This is a genomic window from Streptomyces sp. NPDC054770 (assembly GCF_053611985.1).
Map to the genome: position 1 here is coordinate 74,918 of NZ_JBSHBL010000017.1, position 16,980 is coordinate 91,897.

At 67.8% G+C, this 16,980-nt stretch carries 14 protein-coding genes; 7 read left to right on the plus strand and 7 right to left on the minus strand.

Features of this window, described 5'->3' with window-relative positions:
* Nucleotides 1-8 precede the first annotated feature (8 nt).
* The 4 genes from rplI to rpsF form a co-directional block, all read right to left on the minus strand.
* Complete coding sequence (gene rplI, locus ACWGKQ_RS17580) at nucleotides 9-455, minus strand: 50S ribosomal protein L9 (protein ID WP_046727591.1); 447 nt, start codon at nucleotides 453-455, stop codon at nucleotides 9-11.
* Nucleotides 456-473: 18 nt separating this feature from the next.
* A complete protein-coding gene (gene rpsR / locus ACWGKQ_RS17585) occupies nucleotides 474-710 on the minus strand; it encodes a 30S ribosomal protein S18 (RefSeq protein WP_003949403.1) in 237 nt (78 codons plus the stop codon).
* Nucleotides 711-758: 48 nt separating this feature from the next.
* The gene (locus ACWGKQ_RS17590) at nucleotides 759-1,349 is read right to left on the minus strand and encodes a single-stranded DNA-binding protein (RefSeq protein ID WP_453292814.1); all 591 of its coding nucleotides are present in this window, start codon (nucleotides 1,347-1,349) and stop codon (nucleotides 759-761) included.
* Nucleotides 1,350-1,423: 74 nt separating this feature from the next.
* Nucleotides 1,424-1,714 carry a 30S ribosomal protein S6 gene (gene rpsF / locus ACWGKQ_RS17595; protein ID WP_006604399.1) on the minus strand — a complete coding sequence of 97 codons (291 nt, stop codon included), beginning with the start codon at nucleotides 1,712-1,714 and terminating at the stop codon, nucleotides 1,424-1,426.
* A 263-nt stretch (nucleotides 1,715-1,977) separates the two neighbouring features.
* Between rpsF and ACWGKQ_RS17600 the strand changes: the two genes are divergently transcribed.
* The 3 genes from ACWGKQ_RS17600 to ACWGKQ_RS17610 all read left to right on the plus strand — a co-directional run bounded on the left by ACWGKQ_RS17600 (nucleotide 1,978) and on the right by ACWGKQ_RS17610 (nucleotide 4,676).
* Nucleotides 1,978-2,280, plus strand: coding sequence for a hypothetical protein (locus tag ACWGKQ_RS17600; RefSeq protein WP_453292815.1), 303 nt, complete (start codon nucleotides 1,978-1,980; stop codon nucleotides 2,278-2,280).
* Nucleotides 2,281-2,438: 158 nt separating this feature from the next.
* Nucleotides 2,439-3,560: a peptidoglycan bridge formation glycyltransferase FemX gene (gene femX / locus ACWGKQ_RS17605; RefSeq protein ID WP_453292816.1), complete on the plus strand. Its 1,122-nt coding sequence runs from the start codon at nucleotides 2,439-2,441 to the stop codon at nucleotides 3,558-3,560.
* An 84-nt stretch (nucleotides 3,561-3,644) separates the two neighbouring features.
* Nucleotides 3,645-4,676 carry an alanine racemase gene (locus ACWGKQ_RS17610; RefSeq protein WP_453292817.1) on the plus strand — a complete coding sequence of 344 codons (1,032 nt, stop codon included), beginning with the start codon at nucleotides 3,645-3,647 and terminating at the stop codon, nucleotides 4,674-4,676.
* 111 nt (nucleotides 4,677-4,787) lie between these two features.
* Here ACWGKQ_RS17610 and ACWGKQ_RS17615 read toward each other — a convergent pair whose 3' ends face one another.
* Both ACWGKQ_RS17615 and ACWGKQ_RS17620 read right to left on the minus strand, forming a co-directional pair.
* Entirely contained in the window at nucleotides 4,788-6,296 is a 1,509-nt protein-coding gene (locus ACWGKQ_RS17615; protein WP_453292818.1) for a glycosyltransferase family 87 protein, read from the minus strand.
* Between the two features lie 120 nt (nucleotides 6,297-6,416).
* A complete protein-coding gene (locus ACWGKQ_RS17620; RefSeq protein WP_453292819.1) occupies nucleotides 6,417-8,672 on the minus strand; it encodes a transglycosylase domain-containing protein in 2,256 nt (751 codons plus the stop codon).
* A 747-nt stretch (nucleotides 8,673-9,419) separates the two neighbouring features.
* On the opposite strand from ACWGKQ_RS17620, the gene ACWGKQ_RS17625 reads away from it, so the two are divergent.
* From ACWGKQ_RS17625 to ACWGKQ_RS17635, 3 genes are all read left to right on the plus strand, one after another.
* Nucleotides 9,420-10,103, plus strand: coding sequence for a helix-turn-helix transcriptional regulator (locus tag ACWGKQ_RS17625; protein ID WP_453292820.1), 684 nt, complete (start codon nucleotides 9,420-9,422; stop codon nucleotides 10,101-10,103).
* A gap of 43 nt (nucleotides 10,104-10,146) precedes the next feature.
* The gene (locus ACWGKQ_RS17630) at nucleotides 10,147-11,229 is read left to right on the plus strand and encodes an inositol-3-phosphate synthase (RefSeq protein ID WP_361285230.1); all 1,083 of its coding nucleotides are present in this window, start codon (nucleotides 10,147-10,149) and stop codon (nucleotides 11,227-11,229) included.
* Between the two features lie 139 nt (nucleotides 11,230-11,368).
* Nucleotides 11,369-12,664, plus strand: coding sequence for an MFS transporter (locus ACWGKQ_RS17635; RefSeq protein ID WP_453292821.1), 1,296 nt, complete (start codon nucleotides 11,369-11,371; stop codon nucleotides 12,662-12,664).
* 88 nt (nucleotides 12,665-12,752) lie between these two features.
* Here the strand turns inward: ACWGKQ_RS17635 and ACWGKQ_RS17640 are convergent, their stop codons facing one another.
* Entirely contained in the window at nucleotides 12,753-14,219 is a 1,467-nt protein-coding gene (locus ACWGKQ_RS17640) for a CCA tRNA nucleotidyltransferase (protein WP_453292822.1), read from the minus strand.
* Nucleotides 14,220-14,507: 288 nt separating this feature from the next.
* Between ACWGKQ_RS17640 and ACWGKQ_RS17645 the strand changes: the two genes are divergently transcribed.
* The gene (locus ACWGKQ_RS17645) at nucleotides 14,508-16,961 is read left to right on the plus strand and encodes a DUF6049 family protein (RefSeq protein WP_453292823.1); all 2,454 of its coding nucleotides are present in this window, start codon (nucleotides 14,508-14,510) and stop codon (nucleotides 16,959-16,961) included.
* Nucleotides 16,962-16,980 lie beyond the last annotated feature (19 nt).

A 16,980-nucleotide genomic window follows, 5' to 3' on the forward strand; every position in this document is an offset into this window, starting at 1 on the left:
GCGCAGCGTCAGGCCGCGACGACCTCGATGTTGACCTTGGCGGCAACCTCGGGGTGCAGACGCACGGACGTCTCGTGGGCGCCCAGGGTCTTGATCGCCGAAGCGACCTCGATGCGGCGCTTGTCGACCTCGGGGCCACCGGCAGCCTTGATCGCCGAAGCGATGTCGGCCTGGGTGACGGAACCGAAGAGGCGACCGGCGTCGCCGGCACGGACGGCCAGACGGACCTTGACGCCCTCGAGCTGGGCCTTCACCTGGTTGGCCTGCTCGATGGTCTGGATCTCGTGGATCTTGCGAGCACGACGAATCTGCTCGACGTCCTTCTCGCCACCCTTGGTCCAGCGGATCGCGAACTTCCGCGGGATCAGGTAGTTGCGGGCGTAGCCGTCCTTGACGTCGACGACGTCGCCGGCGGCGCCGAGGCCAGAGACCTCGTGGGTGAGGATGATCTTCATGTTTCGGTCACCCTTCCCTTAGCGCGCAGTGGAGGTGTAGGGCAGCAGCGCCATCTCACGGCTGTTCTTGACGGCCGTGGCGACGTCACGCTGGTGCTGCGTGCAGTTGCCGGTCACGCGGCGGGCACGGATCTTGCCGCGGTCGGAAATGAACTTCCGCAGCATGTTCGTGTCCTTGTAGTCCACGTACGTGACCTTGTCCTTGCAGAAAGCGCAGACCTTCTTCTTAGGCTTGCGCACAGGCGGCTTCGCCATGGTGTTTCTCCTGTGTGATCAAGAAGTGGGGATGCGAGCCCTTGGCCCTTAGAAGGGGGGCTCGTCCGAGTAGCCGCCGCCACCACCGCTGCCGCCGGAGCCACCGCCCCAGCCGCCGCCACCCTGGTTGCCGCCACCGGCGGGAGCGCCGGAAGCCCAGGGGTCGTCGTTGGGAGCGCCGCCCTGGTTGCCGCCGCCGGAGCCACCGCCCCAGCCGCCGCCACCCTGGCCGCCACCGCCGCCGTAACCGCCCTGGCCACCGCGGCCGCCACCACCGGCGGTCTTGGTGACCTTGGCCGTGGCGCTCCGCAGGCTGGCGCCGACTTCCTCGACGTCCAGTTCGTAGACCGTGCGCTTGACACCCTCACGGTCCTCGTAGGACCGCTGCTTCAGCCGGCCCTGCACGATGACGCGCATGCCTCGCTGGAGCGACTCGGCGACGTTCTCCGCCGCCTGCCGCCAGACCGAGCAGGTGAGGAAGAGGCTTTCGCCGTCCTTCCACTCGTTCGTCTGGCGGTCGAAGGTGCGGGGAGTGGACGCGACGCGGAACTTCGCGACCGCCGCACCGGACGGGGTGAAGCGCAGCTCGGGGTCATCGACAAGATTGCCGACGACCGTGATGACGGTCTCGCCTGCCATGGGGGAACCTCTCGGCGGGTTTGCTGCTGGCTGCTTGCTGCTACTCGATGCCCGAGATCAGCTGAGCGGGAAGCTCAGTGGGTCTCGGGGCGGAGGACCTTGGTCCGGAGGACCGACTCGTTCAGGTTCATCTGGCGGTCGAGCTCCTTCACGACCGCAGGCTCGGCCTGCAGGTCGATGACCGAGTAGATGCCCTCAGGCTTCTTCTTGATCTCGTACGAGAGACGACGACGGCCCCAGGTGTCGACCTTCTCCACCTTGCCGTTGCCCTCGCGGACGACGGAGAGGAAGTTCTCGATCAGGGGGGAGACAGCGCGCTCCTCCAGATCGGGGTCGAGGATGACCATCACCTCGTAGTGACGCATGTGGAACCCACCTCCTTTGGACTCAGCGGCCACGGTCGTTCCGTGGCAGGAGGGTTGTGATGCGTACGCAACGGTATCGGCCGCCACTGACAATCGGGGCTCCCGCCGGGAGCCCCTGCCGCGGCCTGGGCAGACACCGGTGCAGACGGTACAGAGTACCCGCACACCTGCTTCCGGTTGAAATCCGGCCGCCCTGACCGTCAATCTGTACACATCGGGTGTGTACGGCGCTACGATGCGCCGCCTTCCGCAGGAGGTGCCCTATGGCACAGGCATTGCGACCCAACACCGCCGGATCCCTGTTCGCCACGGACGGCAAGACCCATGCGCTCCAGGACTCACTGATGGCAGTGACCCTGGCGCTCGGGTTGATCGCCTTCATCACGTCGTTCTTCCACGGCCTGCACCTGCTCAGCTCCTGGACCGGCCTGATCGGCCTCTTCACCGGCCTGTACGGGCAGTGGATCTCGATCACCACGCGCGAGCGCTTCGGTCTGATCCTGGGTCTCGGTGCCTCTGGCATCGGCTTCTTCATCGGCATGGCGAACGGCGGCCTGTTCGGCTGAGCCCGGCCCCCATCACCGTGGAACGCCCCGGCCGGACAGGTGCCGGGGCGTAGGTGCCGTACGCCCAGTCAGGCCGTGGGCAAGGCGCAGTAGGCTTCGGCGCGAGAGCCGGAGCCCCTGTACCCATGGGGACACACCAGCCCGAGGAGCGCCCCGACATGAGCCTGACCCTGCGGACCATCAGCCGCGAACAGCATCTGGCGTACATCCAGAGCCTGCCGGCGGCCAGCCACATGCAGGTGCCGGCCTGGGCCGATGTCAAGGCGGAGTGGCGTTCGGAGAGCCTCGGCTGGTTCGACGACCGCACCGGCGAGATGGTCGGCGCGGGCCTGGTGCTGTACCGCCAGCTGCCCAAGATCAAGCGTTACCTGGCCTACCTTCCCGAGGGCCCGGTCATCAACTGGTTCTCGCCGAATCTCGACGAGTGGATCCAGCCGATGCTGGCGCACCTCAAGCAGCAGGGCGCGTTCTCGGTGAAGATGGGCCCGCCGGTGATCATCCGGCGCTGGGAGGCCAACTCCATCAAGCAGGGCATCCAGAACCCGGACGTGAAGCGGCTGCGCGACATCGAGCCCGACTTCATCGAGCCGCGTGCCTTCGAGGTGGCCGACAAGCTGCGCCGGATGGGCTGGCAGCAGGGCGAGGACGGCGGCGCCGGCTTCGGCGATGTGCAGCCCCGCTACGTCTTCCAGGTGCCGCTGGCCAACCGCTCCCTGGAAGAGGTCCACAAGAACTTCAACCAGTTGTGGCGACGCAACATCAAGAAGGCCGAGAAGGCCGGCGTCGAGGTCGTCCAGGGGGGCTACCAGGACCTGGCGGAGTGGCAGCGGCTGTACGAGATCACGGCCGTGCGCGACCACTTCCGGCCGCGCCCGCTGTCGTACTTCCAGCGCATGTGGACGGCCCTCAACACCGAGGACCCCAACCGGATGCGGCTGTACTTCGCCCGCCACAACGGGGTCAACCTCTCCGCGGCGACCATGCTGATCGTCGGCGGGCACGTCTGGTACTCCTACGGCGCCTCGGACAACATCGGCCGCGAGGTGCGGCCCTCGAACGCCATGCAGTGGCGGATGCTGCGCGACGCCTACGCGCTCGGCGCCACCGTCTACGACCTGCGCGGCATCTCCGACTCGCTGGACGAGACGGACCACCTCTTCGGCCTGATCCAGTTCAAGGTGGGCACCGGCGGTGAGGCCGCCGAGTACCTCGGCGAGTGGGACTTCCCGCTGAACAAGCTGCTCCACAAGGCGCTCGACATCTACATGTCGCGCCGCTGACGTCACGCTCCGTGCTTCTATAGCCCTGACACACCGCACTCCTCTGGCACACCCCAGCCATTCAGAAAGGTCCCAGGTCCGGCCATGGCGCTCACGCTCTACGTCGACACCGCGCGCTGGCGTGCGCACCACAAGCGCGTGCAGGAGCAGTTCCCGGGCCTGGTCCCGGTCTGCAAGGGCAACGGCTACGGCTTCGGGCACGAACGGCTGGCGGAGGAGGCCACGCGACTCGGCTCGGACATCCTGGCCGTCGGCACGACGTACGAAGCCGCGCGCATCAAGGACTGGTTCGGCGGCGACCTGCTGGTCCTGACGCCGTACCGGCGCGGCGAGGAACCGGTTCCGCTGCCCGACCGGGTCATCCGCTCCGTGTCGTCCATCGACGGCGTGTACGGCCTGGTGGGCGCCCGCGTGGTCATCGAGGTCATGTCCTCGATGAAGCGGCACGGCATCAGCGAGCAGGACCTGCCGCAGCTGCACTCGGCCATAGAGAACGTCCGGCTGGAGGGCTTCGCCATCCATCTGCCGCTGGACCGCACCGACGGCTCGGATGCCGTCGAGGAGGTCATCGGCTGGATGGACCGGCTGCGTGCGGCCCGGCTGCCGCTGCACACGATGTTCGTCAGCCACCTCAAGGCCGACGAACTCGCCCGGCTGCAGCAGCAGTTCCCGCAGACCCGGTTCCGGGCCCGGATCGGCACCCGGCTGTGGCTGGGGGACCACGACGCCACCGAGTACCGCGGAGCGGTCCTGGACGTCACCCGCGTCGCCAAGGGCGACCGGTTCGGCTACCGGCAGCAGAAGGCGGCCTCGGACGGGTTCCTGGTGGTCGTGGCGGGCGGTACGTCGCACGGGGTGGGCCTGGAGGCCCCGAAGGCCCTGCACGGCGTCATGCCGCGCGCCAAGGGCGTCGCACGGGCCGGCCTGGCCACGGTGAACCGGAACCTCGCTCCGTTCGTCTGGGGCGGCAAGCAGCGCTGGTTCGCGGAGCCTCCGCACATGCAGGTGTCGATCCTCTTCGTGCCCTCGGACGCCCCGGAACCGAAGGTCGGCGAGGAGCTGGTGGCCCATCTGCGGCACACCACCACCCAGTTCGACCGTCTCGTGGACCGCTGACCGGCCGCGGGACGCGGAAGCGCACCGCCCGACCGCTCGCAGGACAGGGAAAAGGGCCGCACACGGAGTCCGTGTGCGGCCCTTTTCACGTCCAGGACCTGGGGTGTTCGCTCAGAGCGAACCGTCCTCGGAGGATCGGCTTCCCCATTCCACCTGCGGCCCCTCGAAGTGGACGGCATGGCGCGGGGGATGGGCCGCGGCGCCGAGCACGAAGACGTCCTCCGCACCGTCCAGCACCCCGCCCGAGGGATCGTCCTCCCCGGTGCGGCGCACCACGTCCCGCTCGGGCATGAGGATGTCGCGCACGACCATGGCGCACAGGTAGAGCGTGCCCAGCAGGTGCACGGCGATGGCCCAGTGATAGCCGTCGGTCGGCAGGCCCTTGTGGGCGTCTCCGCTGGTCGTGTACGCGAGGTACAGCCAGATCCCCAGGAAGTACGCCACCTCGCACGCCTGCCAGATCAGGAAGTCCCGCCACTTGGGCCGGGCGAGGACGGCCAGTGGCACCAGCCACAGCACGTACTGCGGGGAGTAGACCTTGTTGGTGAGGATGAAGGCCGCCACCACCAGGAAGGCCAGCTGGGCGAAGCGCGGCCGGCGCGGGGCGGTGAGGGCCAGAGCGGCGATGCCCAGGAAGCAGAGCAGCACCAGGACTGTGGCCGCGGTGTTCACGAACCCGGTGCTGGGCGGGGTGGTCGTGTTCTGCGCCCAGATCAGCCAGAAGGAACCGAAGTCGACGCCCCGCGACTGGCTGAACGTGTAGAACTTCGACCAGCCGTCGAAGGCGAAGATCATCACCGGCAGGTTCACGACGAGCCAGGCGGCCACCGCACCGCCCGTGGCGATGAAGAACTCCCGCCATTTGCCCGCGCGCCAGCACAGCAGGAACAGCGGCCCCAGCAGGAACACGGGATACAGCTTGGCGGCCGTGGCAAGCCCCAGGAGGACACCGAAGGCGAGGGGACGGCTCCGGGACCACATCAGCATCGCCGCGGCCGTCAGAGCGACGGCCAGAAGGTCCCAGTTGATGGTGGCGGTCAGAGCGAAGGCGGGTGCCAGGGCGACCAGCAGGCCGTCCCAGGGGCGCCGGCGGTGGGTACGGACCACGCACACCGCGATGACGGCGGCGCACAGCATCAGCATCCCGGCGTTGACGAACCAGTACACCTGCTCCTGGAGCATGATGCTGCCGCTGCCCGGCGTGAGCCATGCGGCCACCTCCATGAACACACCGGTCAGCACCGGGTATTCGAGGTAGTCCATGTCGCCCGGGAGCTTGTCGAAGTACGGCACCAGGCCGTCGGCGAAACCGCGCCCCTGATAGAGGTGCGGAATGTCCGAATAGCAGGCGTGGGTGTACTGGGTACTGGCGCCGAAGAACCAGCCGCTGTCGTAGCAGGGCAGCTTCTGCACCATGCCAAGGGCGAACATCCCGACCGCCACGATGACGACCACCCGTAGCGGCGTCCACCAGGACGTCCCGAGCAGGGCACGCCGCCCGATGGGGCCGCCGATCAGCTCACTACCGGCCGCGGCGACCTCGTCTTCCCTGGTCGGCCGCACCGGCTCCGGCTCGCGCACGCCCGCGGGCGTCGTCTCTGCACTGGGCATGGGGGCCATCCTGCCGTACCTCTCTAGGAATACGCCGAGGGCCGCCGCACCTCGCCGGGTGCGACGGCCCATGTTTCACGTGAAACAGACTTCGGCGGGTGAAATAGTCACCAACCGGTCAGGTACCGGCTAACCGGTTGCCCCACCGAAGAAGTTTCCACCGTTCTGGTTGCCTCTGGTGTCCTCTTCACCCGTACTTTCCGTCGCCGTGGGCGAGGACGTCGTACCCGAGGTGCTGCCGGTGTCTCCGCCGTCGGTCGAGCAGTTGAAGGCGAACTGGCAGGTCTCCGTCGCCGTGGGCGACGGGACGGTGGCCGTCTCGCTGGGCGTGGCGCTCGGCGTCTCGCTGGGCGTCTCACTCGGCGTGATGCTGACGGTCGGCGTCGGGGAGGGCGCCCCCGCCTCGTCGGCGATCTCGCCGACCTTGGTGGCGTCCGGGAAGCCCGGGTCGTTCTTGCCCTTCAGCGCGGACTTCATGTACTCGGTCCACACCGAGGTCGGGATGTCACCACCGTGGATGGACGCCACGCCGGCGGTGCCGTTCATGGAGAGCAGCTCGGCGTCCTTCGGGTTCTCGCGGAACATCGCCACCGAGGTCGCCAGCTGCTGGGTGTAGCCGACGAACCAGGCCGACTTGTTGCTGTCGGTGGTACCGGTCTTGCCCGCCGCCGTACGGCCCAGGGCCTTGGCGTTGGTACCCGTACCGTTCTGGATGACGTTCTCCAGGGTGTCCGTGACGTTGTTCGCGATGTTCTCGGGCATCGCCGTGGTCGCCTTCGGCTTGCCGAAGCCCTGCAGGTCGGTTCCGTCCTGCTTGACCTCGGTCACCGAGTACGGGTCCGTGTGCTGGCCGGACGCGGCGAACGTCGCGTAGGCGTCGGCCATGCGGATCGCGCTCGGAGTCGACGTACCGAGAGCGAAGGACGGGTTCAGACCCTGCAGCATGCTCTCCCGCAGGATTCCGGACGCCTGGGCGACATCCCTCACCTTCGACATACCGACGTCCCAGCCGAGCTGCACGTACGGCGTGTTGATCGACTGCTCCATCGCCTTGCGCAGGGTGATGTAGCCCCAGGGATAGGCGCTCTCGTTCCTCTGGTGGAAGACCGAGTTGTCCTTGTTGAGGACGAAGCTGCCGTCCTCGTTTCTGACCTTGAGGTTGTCGTCGCCGTTGTACTTGCTCAGCGGCGAGACCCCATCGGGAGCGGTCTTGTACGTGCCGTACTCCATGGCGGCGGCCAGGACGAAGGGCTTCCACGTCGAACCGACGGGGACACCGGAGGTGTCGGCGTTGTTGGTGAAGTGGTTGTTCTCGTAGCCGGCACCGCCGTACAGGGCGACGATCGCGCCGTCGTTGGGCACCACCGACGCGGCACCGAACTGGACGTACTTGTCCTTCTCACGGTTCTTCGGGTCCAGGCGCGCCTTCTGCACCTTCTCCACGGCCGCGCTCAGCGCGTTGACCTTGTCCTTCTGGAAGGTCGTGTAGATCTGGAAGCCGCCCTGGTCGAACTGCGTCTCCGTGATGTTGGAGTGCGCGAGGACGTACTTCTTGGCCGTGTCGGCGAGGTAGCTGATCTGACCGGTCATGCCCTTGACCGCCTTGCGGCCCTGGGGCATCGGGTACTTCTTGACGGCCGTCTGGTACTCGGCGTCGGTCAGGTGGTTGTCCTTGTGCATCTCCTCGAGGATCCACGCCCAGCGGTCGTGCGAGCGCTGGTAATTGGCCTTCTGGGAGGCCGCGAGGTCGATGTCCGGGTTGCCCGCGGGGTCGTAGTACGTCGCACCCTTGAGCAGAGCCGCCAGGACGGCACACTGGCTCGGGGTGAGGTCCTTCGCGTCCACGCCGTAGTAGGTCTGGGCGGCGGCCTGGATGCCGTACGCGCCACGGCCGAAGTAGGAGGTGTTCAGGTAGCCCTGGAGGATCTGCGGCTTGCTGAACTTGGTGCCCACCTTGATGGAGATGAACATCTCCTTGAACTTGCGGGTGAGCGTCTGGTCCTGGCTGAGGTAGGTGTTCTTGACGAACTGCTGGGTGATCGTCGAACCACCCTGCGTCTCACCGCCCTTGGCCATGTTGACGAGCGCGCGGGCGATGCCCTTGAAGTCGACGCCCGGGTCCGTGTAGAAGCTCTTGTTCTCCGCCGAGATCACGGCGTTCTGCATGGCTTCGGGGATCTGGGCGATGTTGACGTTCTGGCGGTTGACGCCGGTGCCCGTCGCGACCATCTGCTTGCCGTCGGCCCAGTAGTAGACGTTGTTCTGGGACTGGGCCGCCGTGTTCTCGTTCGGGACGCCCACCATGGCATAGCTGACGCCGACCAGCGCCACCAGGCTGCCGAAGAAGGTGATACACAGTCCGGAGACGAGCTTCCAGGAGGGCACCCAGCGGCGCCAGCCGAATCTGTTCGCCCTGGGGTAGTCGATGAGGCGCTTCTTACCGGGCGCCGTCGACGCCCGGCCTCTGCCACGCCCGGGCCCGGCAGGACCACCCGGACCGCGACTGCCGTTGTCGGCCGCTCTGCGGCGGCTGCCACCCGTGCTTCTCTGCGCCGCCCGGCGTGCCTCGGCACGGCTTCCGAACGGACGCTCCTCACCTCCCGAGCCCGAGTCCGACCCATAGGAACTGGACCCATAGGAGTCGGAAAGTGACCCGGTGGCGCCTCGCGGTGCCGCACGGCGGCCGGAGGACGGTTCGGACTGGCCGCGTCGGGCCGCGGCACGTCCGCCTCCCTGCGGCGGCGGCGGTTTGCGACGGTGCTCGCTCATCGAACGATTACTCCTCGGGCAGGCGCACCCGTGCGCGCCTGGAAACGGCGGCTGGTTTCCGGTCCCCCCGAAGTACGGATGTGGTCGGTCCTGCATTCACCCGTACTGCACCGAGGACGTCGACGCTCCCCAGGCGTCACTTGGTTCCCGGTGTTCTGCATGCCGCACAGACTACGCACCACCAAAACCCACCGAGCCCCGAAGTTCACCCCAAATCAGGCAAGTTGCCTCCAACGAATCGGTGATGTGATCCCGTTCACCGCCGTTCCTCTTGTCGCACGCGGAAGGCCGATCTATCGTCGGGATGTATCGAGTCGATACATCAGAGCGAGATAAGCAAGCTGCGGACGAGAGGAGGCGACCATGAGCCGGCGCTCCGGCATCCTTGAGTTCGCCGTCCTCGGCCTGCTCCGCGAGTCCCCGATGCACGGCTATGAGCTGCGGAAACGGCTCAACACGTCGCTCGGCGTCTTCCGTGCGTTCAGCTACGGGACGCTCTACCCCTGCCTCAAGACGCTGGTCGCCAGCGGCTGGTTGATCGAGGAGCCGGGGAACACCACCGAGGACGCTCTCGCCGCCCCGCTCGCCGGCCGCCGCGCCAAGATCGTCTACCGGTTGACAGCCGAAGGTAAGGAGCACTTCGAGGAGCTCCTGTCCCAGACCGGACCCGACGCGTACGAGGACGAGCACTTCGCGGCTCGGTTCGCCTTCTTCGGGCAGACCTCACGCGATGTGCGGATGCGCGTACTGGAGGGCCGACGCAGCCGGCTGGAGGAGCGCCTGGAGAAGATGCGCGCCTCGCTGGCACGCACCCGGGAGCGCCTCGACGACTACACGCTTGAGCTCCAGCGCCACGGAATGGAGTCCGTGGAGCGCGAAGTGCGCTGGCTGAACGAGCTCATCGAGAGCGAGCGGGCCGGACGGGACCTGAAAGGTCCTGTCTCAGGGGGGTCCGCTCAGCAGAACACCACCAATGGAGCGCCGGGCGTCCTGCCCCGGTCCGGGGACACCCCCCGGCCGGATTCGCCCGACGACACCGCCACGTGAGACCCGCTCAGGGCCTCACTCGTACACACAGGGAGCAACCGGAATGGGTTCGGTTCGCGTAGCCGTCGTCGGCGTGGGCAACTGCGCCGCGTCGCTGGTGCAGGGAGTCGAGTACTACAAGGACGCCGACCCGGCGTCCAAGGTCCCCGGACTGATGCACGTGCAGTTCGGCGAGTACCACGTCAAGGACATCGAGTTCGTCGCCGCGTTCGACGTGGACGCCAAGAAGGTCGGTCTCGACCTGGCGGACGCCATCGGCGCCTCCGAGAACAACACCATCAAGATCTGCGACGTGCCCAACACCGGGGTGACCGTCCAGCGCGGCCACACCCTCGACGGTCTCGGCAAGTACTACCGCCTGACCATCGAGGAGTCCGAGGCCGAGCCGGTCGACGTCGTCCAGATCCTCAAGGACAAGCAGGTCGACGTCCTCGTCTGCTACCTGCCCGTCGGCTCCGAGGACGCGGCGAAGTTCTACGCCCAGTGCGCCATCGACGCCAAGGTCGCCTTCGTCAACGCTCTCCCGGTCTTCATCGCCGGCACCAAGGAGTGGGCGGACAAGTTCACCGAGGCAGGTGTGCCGATCGTCGGTGACGACATCAAGTCGCAGGTCGGCGCCACCATCACGCACCGCGTCATGGCGAAGCTGTTCGAGGACCGGGGCGTCGTCCTGGACCGCACGATGCAGCTGAACGTCGGCGGCAACATGGACTTCAAGAACATGCTCGAGCGCGACCGCCTCGAGTCCAAGAAGATCTCCAAGACGCAGGCCGTCACCTCCCAGATCCCCGACCGGGACCTCGGCGAGAAGAACGTCCACATCGGCCCGTCCGACTACGTCGCATGGCTCGACGACCGCAAGTGGGCCTACGTCCGTCTGGAGGGCCGTGCCTTCGGTGACGTCCCGCTGAACCTGGAGTACAAGCTCGAGGTCTGGGACTCCCCGAACTCCGCGGGTGTCATCATCGACGCCCTGCGTGCGGCGAAGATCGCCAAGGACCGCGGTATCGGCGGCCCGATCCTCTCCGCGTCCAGCTACTTCATGAAGTCCCCGCCGGTCCAGTACTTCGACGACGAGGCCCGCGAGAACGTGGAGAAGTTCATCCGCGGCGACGTCGAGCGCTGACCCGGCGCATCGCCGGGCGCTGAGGCTCCCTAGTTCAAGCTCGCCAAAAATCGCTCCTGCCAGGGCTCAGAGGGTCCCCGGGTCATCCGATCCGGGGACCCTTCTCCTGTGCGCGGCCCCATATGTGAGGCTGTGCCCCATGTCCGTCGTCCGCGACCTGCGTGTCCTGCTGCGCCTGCGGAACTTCCGCCGTCTCCTCGTCATACGCCTGCTCTCCCAGGGAGCCGACGGCGTCTACCAGGTCGCCCTCGCCGCCTACGTCGTCTTCTCCCCGGAGAAGCAGACCTCGCCGGGCGCGATCGCCTCGGCCATGGCCGTCCTGCTCCTCCCCTACTCCCTCGTGGGCCCCTTCGCCGGCGTCCTCCTTGACCGCTGGCGCCGGCGCCAGATCTTCCTCTACGGCAATCTGGTACGCGCGCTGCTGGCGGCGGCCACCGCCGTCCTCATGGTCAGCCAGGTCCCCGACTGGCTCTTCTACGGTTCCGCTCTGTGCGTGACGGCCGTCAACCGCTTCGTCCTTTCGGGTCTGTCCGCGGCACTGCCACGGGTGGTCGACACCGACCGGCTGGTGCTCGCCAACTCCCTGTCCCCGACCGCCGGCACCCTTGCCGCGACCGCCGGCGGCGGCCTCGCCTTCGGCGTACGGCTGGTGGCCTCGGATTCCGATGCCGCGGTGGTGCTGTTGGGCGCCACGCTGTACCTGTGCGCGGCCCTCGCCTCCCTGACCATGGCCCCCGACCTCCTGGGCCCGGACCGGCATCCGGCACAGCCGAGCCTGAGAATCGCCGTGATCACCACCGCACGCGACCTGCGGGAGGCAATTCGGCATCTCGCCGCACCGCGACGCCGCGAGGCGGCCTGGGCGCTGATCAGCATGACGGCGATGCGCTTCTGCTACGGCGCGCTGCTCGTCCTGGTGCTGATGCTGTGCCGGTACGCCCTCTCCTCCGACCCCGACGCCGGACTGGGGCTACTGGGGCTGGCCCTGGGGATCTCCGGCGCAGGATTCTTCGCCGCGGCCGTGGTGACGCCGTGGGCCGCCGGGCGACTCGGTCCTGGCCGCTGGATCGTCGTGTGCGCCGCGTCCGCCGCCGTACTGGAGCCCGCCCTGGGTCTCCCGTTCACGACCGTCCCCATGTTGGTCGCCGCCTTCGTCCTGGGGCTCATCACCCAGGGCGCGAAAATCGCCACGGACACCATCGTGCAGTCGTCCGTCGACGACGGTTTCCGCGGCCGGATCTTCTCCGTGTACGACGTGCTCTTCAACGTCGCCTTCGTCGGGGCCGCCGCGGTAGCCGCGCTGATGCTCCCGCCGGACGGCCGCTCCGCGACCCTCGTCATCACGGTCGCCATCGTCTATACAGCGGTTGCTGCGGCCATGGCCCGTTTCGAGCGTGACCGCCGGCTACAGCCGGATCACCCAGGCCCGAAATGACGAGGGGCGATGTTTCACGTGAAACATCGCCCCTCGTCGCGTTCCGGCGCCGTCATGTTTCACGTGAAACATGACCCCGTTGCACTCTTCAGCCCTGCTCGGCCCACCACACCTTGAGCGCGGCCACCGCCGCGTCATACCCCATCGGTCCGTTCTCCAGCCGCAGCTCCAGCAGGTGCTTGTAGGCCTTGCCGACCTCCGGGCCGGGGCGGATACCCAGAATCTCCATGATCTGGTTGCCATCGAGGTCCGGGCGGATCGCGTCGAGCTCCTCCTTCTCCTGGAGCTCGGCGATGCGCTGCTCCAGGCCGTCATAGGCACGGGAGAGCGCCACAGCCTTCCGCTTGTTGCGGGTGGTGCAGTCGGACCGGGTGAGCTTGTGCAGCCGGTTCAGCAACGGGCCAGCGTCGCGGACGTAGCGGCGGACCGCCGAGTCCGTCCACTCCCCGGTGCCGTAGCCGTGGAAGCGCAAGTGCAGTTCGACCAGCTGCGAGACGTCCTTCACCAGTTCGTTGGAGTACTTCAACGACGTCATGCGCTTCTTGGTCATCTTCGCTCCGACCACCTCGTGGTGGTGGAACGAGACCCGGCCGTCCTTCTCGAAGCGACGGGTGCGCGGCTTCCCGATGTCATGGAGCAGCGCGGCGAGGCGGAGGGTGAGGTCGGGGCCGTTCTCCTCCAAGGCCATGGCCTGCTCCACGACGATCAGTGTGTGGTCGTAGACGTCCTTGTGCCGGTGGTGCTCGTCACTCTCCAGGCGCAGGGCCGGCAGCTCGGGCAGGACGTGGTCGGCGAGCCCCGTGTCGACGAGCAGGGTCAGCCCCTTGCGCGGGTGGGCGGAGAGGACCAGCTTGTTCAGCTCGTCCCGTACCCGCTCGGCCGAAACGATCTCCAGACGGCCGGCCATGTCCTTCATCGCCGCGACGACCTCGGGGGCCACCTCGAAGTCGAGCTGTGCGGCGAAGCGGGCGGCACGCATCATCCGCAGCGGGTCGTCCGAGAAGGAGTCCTCGGGAGTTCCCGGGGTACGCAGGACTCCCCGCGCCAGGTCTTCGAGGCCGCCGTGCGGGTCGATGAACTCCTTCTCCGGCAGTGCCACCGCCATCGCGTTGACCGTGAAGTCCCGGCGGACGAGGTCCTCCTCGATGGAGTCCCCGTACGACACCTCGGGCTTGCGCGAGGTGCGGTCGTAGGCCTCGGACCGGTAGGTGGTCACCTCGATCTGAAAGGACCTGACAGCGTCTCCGACGCGGGCGTCCTTCTGTACGCCGACGGTGCCGAAGGCGATCCCGACCTCCCAGACGGCGTCCGCCCAGGGCCGGACGATCTTGAGTACGTCCTCGGGGCGGGCGTCGGTCGTGAAGTCCAGGTCGTTGCCGAGCCGGCCCAGCAGCGCGTCCCGGACCGAGCCGCCGACCAGGGCAAGCGAGAACCCGGCCTCCTGGAATCGGCGGGCGAGGTCGTCGGCGACGGGCGCCACCCGCAGCAGTTCGCTCACCGCGCGCTGCTGCGCCTGGCTCAGGGCAGAGGAAGTGTCTTCATTGGCGTTCGGCACAACAGAACAGAGTACGTGCCCCAGACGGTCCGAAGCGCCTCCATATTCCGGCAGCGCCCCACGTAAAGCCCCTCTGCAGGGAGGGTGTGACATCTCACTCTTTAACCGAACAAGCGCCTCTATCGCCGTTTGACAGAACTTCCAGACGATGCTGGATATAGGGGACAGGACGATCTCGTCTTCCGATCTTGTGAAGCAGACCGCGGCACTTCCGTTCAGCGCACCTCGTTACCATGCGTGGACGCACATTCCGACGACCACTGACGATGACGAGGGACGGACGAGCGCGTGGCCGAGGCGGCAGACTTCCAGGGGACGCCCTCACCTGCCCGCCGCTGGCTGCGGCGCACCGGGGCACTGCTCGCGGGTGCGCCCCTGCTGGCCGGACTGATGCAGCTGCCCACGGCGGCACCGGCGCAGGCAGCGGGCTCGGACACCGTGTCCGTCGCCCTGGACTCGCTGAGTCCCAGCGCCCCCAGCGACGGCGACACGCTGACGGTCTCCGGCACGGTGACCAACAACGGCAAGCAGGCCGTCACGGACGCGCATGTGGACCTGCGAGTGGGTTCCCTGCTCGGCACACGCTCCGAGATCGACACGGCCGCCCGGCACTCCGACGACCTCCAGTCGAACCTGGGCACCGAGGTCGGCGACAAGTACACCGAGGACTTCGACTCGCTCGGCTCAGGGGTCGCCGAGCACTTCAGCATCTCCGTGCCGGTCGACAAGCTCGACCTCGGCCAGGACGGCGTGTACCAGTTCGGCGTCTCACTGTCCGGCAAGACCTCCGCTCAGCCGTGGGACCAGGTCCTCGGCATCCAGCGGACATTCCTGCCGTGGCAGTCCTCCGAGGCCGACACGAAGACCAGGACGACGTATCTGTGGCCGCTGATCTCCACCGTCCATGTGACGGCGAAGACGGGCGCGGGCGAATTGCAGACGCCCGTCTTCCAGAATGACGACCTCGCCGATGAGATCTCGCCAGGCGGCCGGCTGGCCCAGATGCTGTCCCTCGGCAAGGACCTGGACGTCACATGGGTGATCGACCCGGATCTGCTGGCCTCCGTGGACGCGATGACCCGCAACTACCGGGTCCAGGGCACCGACGGCACCACCACGGCCGGCACCCATCAGGCGGTGGCCAAGCAGTTCCTGGCCGACCTCCAGGACGCGGTGGCGGACAGGGAAGTGGTGGCCCTCCCCTTCGCCGACCCGGACCTGGCCTCCCTTGCCCACAACGGCACCAGCGTGACCGGTTCGCTGAGCCACCTCAAGGACGCCACCGACGTCGCCACCACCACCGTAGAGACTGTGCTCCACATCACACCGAGCACCGACTTCGCATGGCCCGTGGACGGTGCCGTCGATCCTTCGATCATCAAGGTCGCCACCTCTGCGGGTGCCGACAAGGTGATCGCCCGCAGCGACAGCCTCCAGGAGACCGGCGGGCTGACCTACACGCCTTCGGCGGCGCGACCGATCGGCGGCGGCACGACGGCGGTCGTCGCCGACGCGCGGCTGTCCACCGCGTTCGAGGGCGATCTGACGAAGGCCGACTCGGCCACGCTCGCGGTGCAGCAGTTCCTTGCCCAGAGCCTGGCGCTGAACACCCAGACGGGCAAGCAGCGCAGTATCGTCGTCGCTCCGCAGCGGATGCCCTCGCCGAGCCAGGCCCAGGCCATGGCGACGGCGCTCACCGCGCTGCAGGACAGCAACTGGTCGCAGTCCCAGGACCTCGAGGCAGCCGCCAAGGCCAAGCCCGACCCCGGTGCGACCACCAGGATCCCCTCGACGTCCGCGTACCCGTCCTCGTTGCGCAAGCAGGAGCTGCCCCGGACGGCCTTCGAACAGATCGCCCGTACCCAGGACAAGCTCGACAACTTCCAGGTGATCCTCGCCGACAAGTCCCGGGTCGTGACCCCCTTCGGGCGGGCCATAAACCGCGAGATGTCCACCTCGTGGCGGGGCCACGGCAGTGAGGCCGACAGCTTCCGCACGAGCGTGGAGTCCTGGCTCGACAATCTGATCAGCCAGGTCAAGCTGATCGACAAGTCCGAGACCAAGCTCTCCGGACGCAGCGCCACGATCCCGGTGACCGTCCAGAACAACCTGGTCCAGGGCGTCGGCCACCTCTTCCTGCGCCTCACCTCGACCATGCCGACCCGCTTGGAGATCAGCGGCAAGCCCTACTACGAGCAGCCCGTCGAGGTCTCCGGCGGCCACACCCAGTCCGTGAAGTTCTCCACCTCGGCCAACGCCAACGGCCGGGTGGAGGTCACCGCCCAGCTCTACACCGAGGACGGCCAGGAGTACGGCGCGCCCGTCAGCTTCTACGTGAAGGTCACCGAGGTCACGCCGACGGTGATGCTGGTGATCGGCGGCGGTGTGCTGCTGCTGGTGCTCGCCGGCTTCCGGATGTACACCCAGCGCAAGCGGGCGGCCGCCCGGCGGGCCGAGGAGGACGACGGCCCCGACGAGGCGGAGGAGGCGGAGGAGGACACCCCGGACGCTCCCGGCAGCCCGGAGACTCCCGGCACCCCGGATGACCCGGATGCCTCGGAGCCCGGCAGCCCGGGGGACACCGATGGGCCGGGGAACCCCGATCCCCATGGGGATCGTCTCCGGGAGGAGTCCGCCGCCCGGTCCCGGGCAGACGACCCGGAGCAGCCGAGTGACCCGACACCGGACACCGCACCGGAAAGCGCCGACCCGTCCGAGACGGGTGAGAGAGTGGACCGTTGAGCGATGTCGTGGCCGGTGG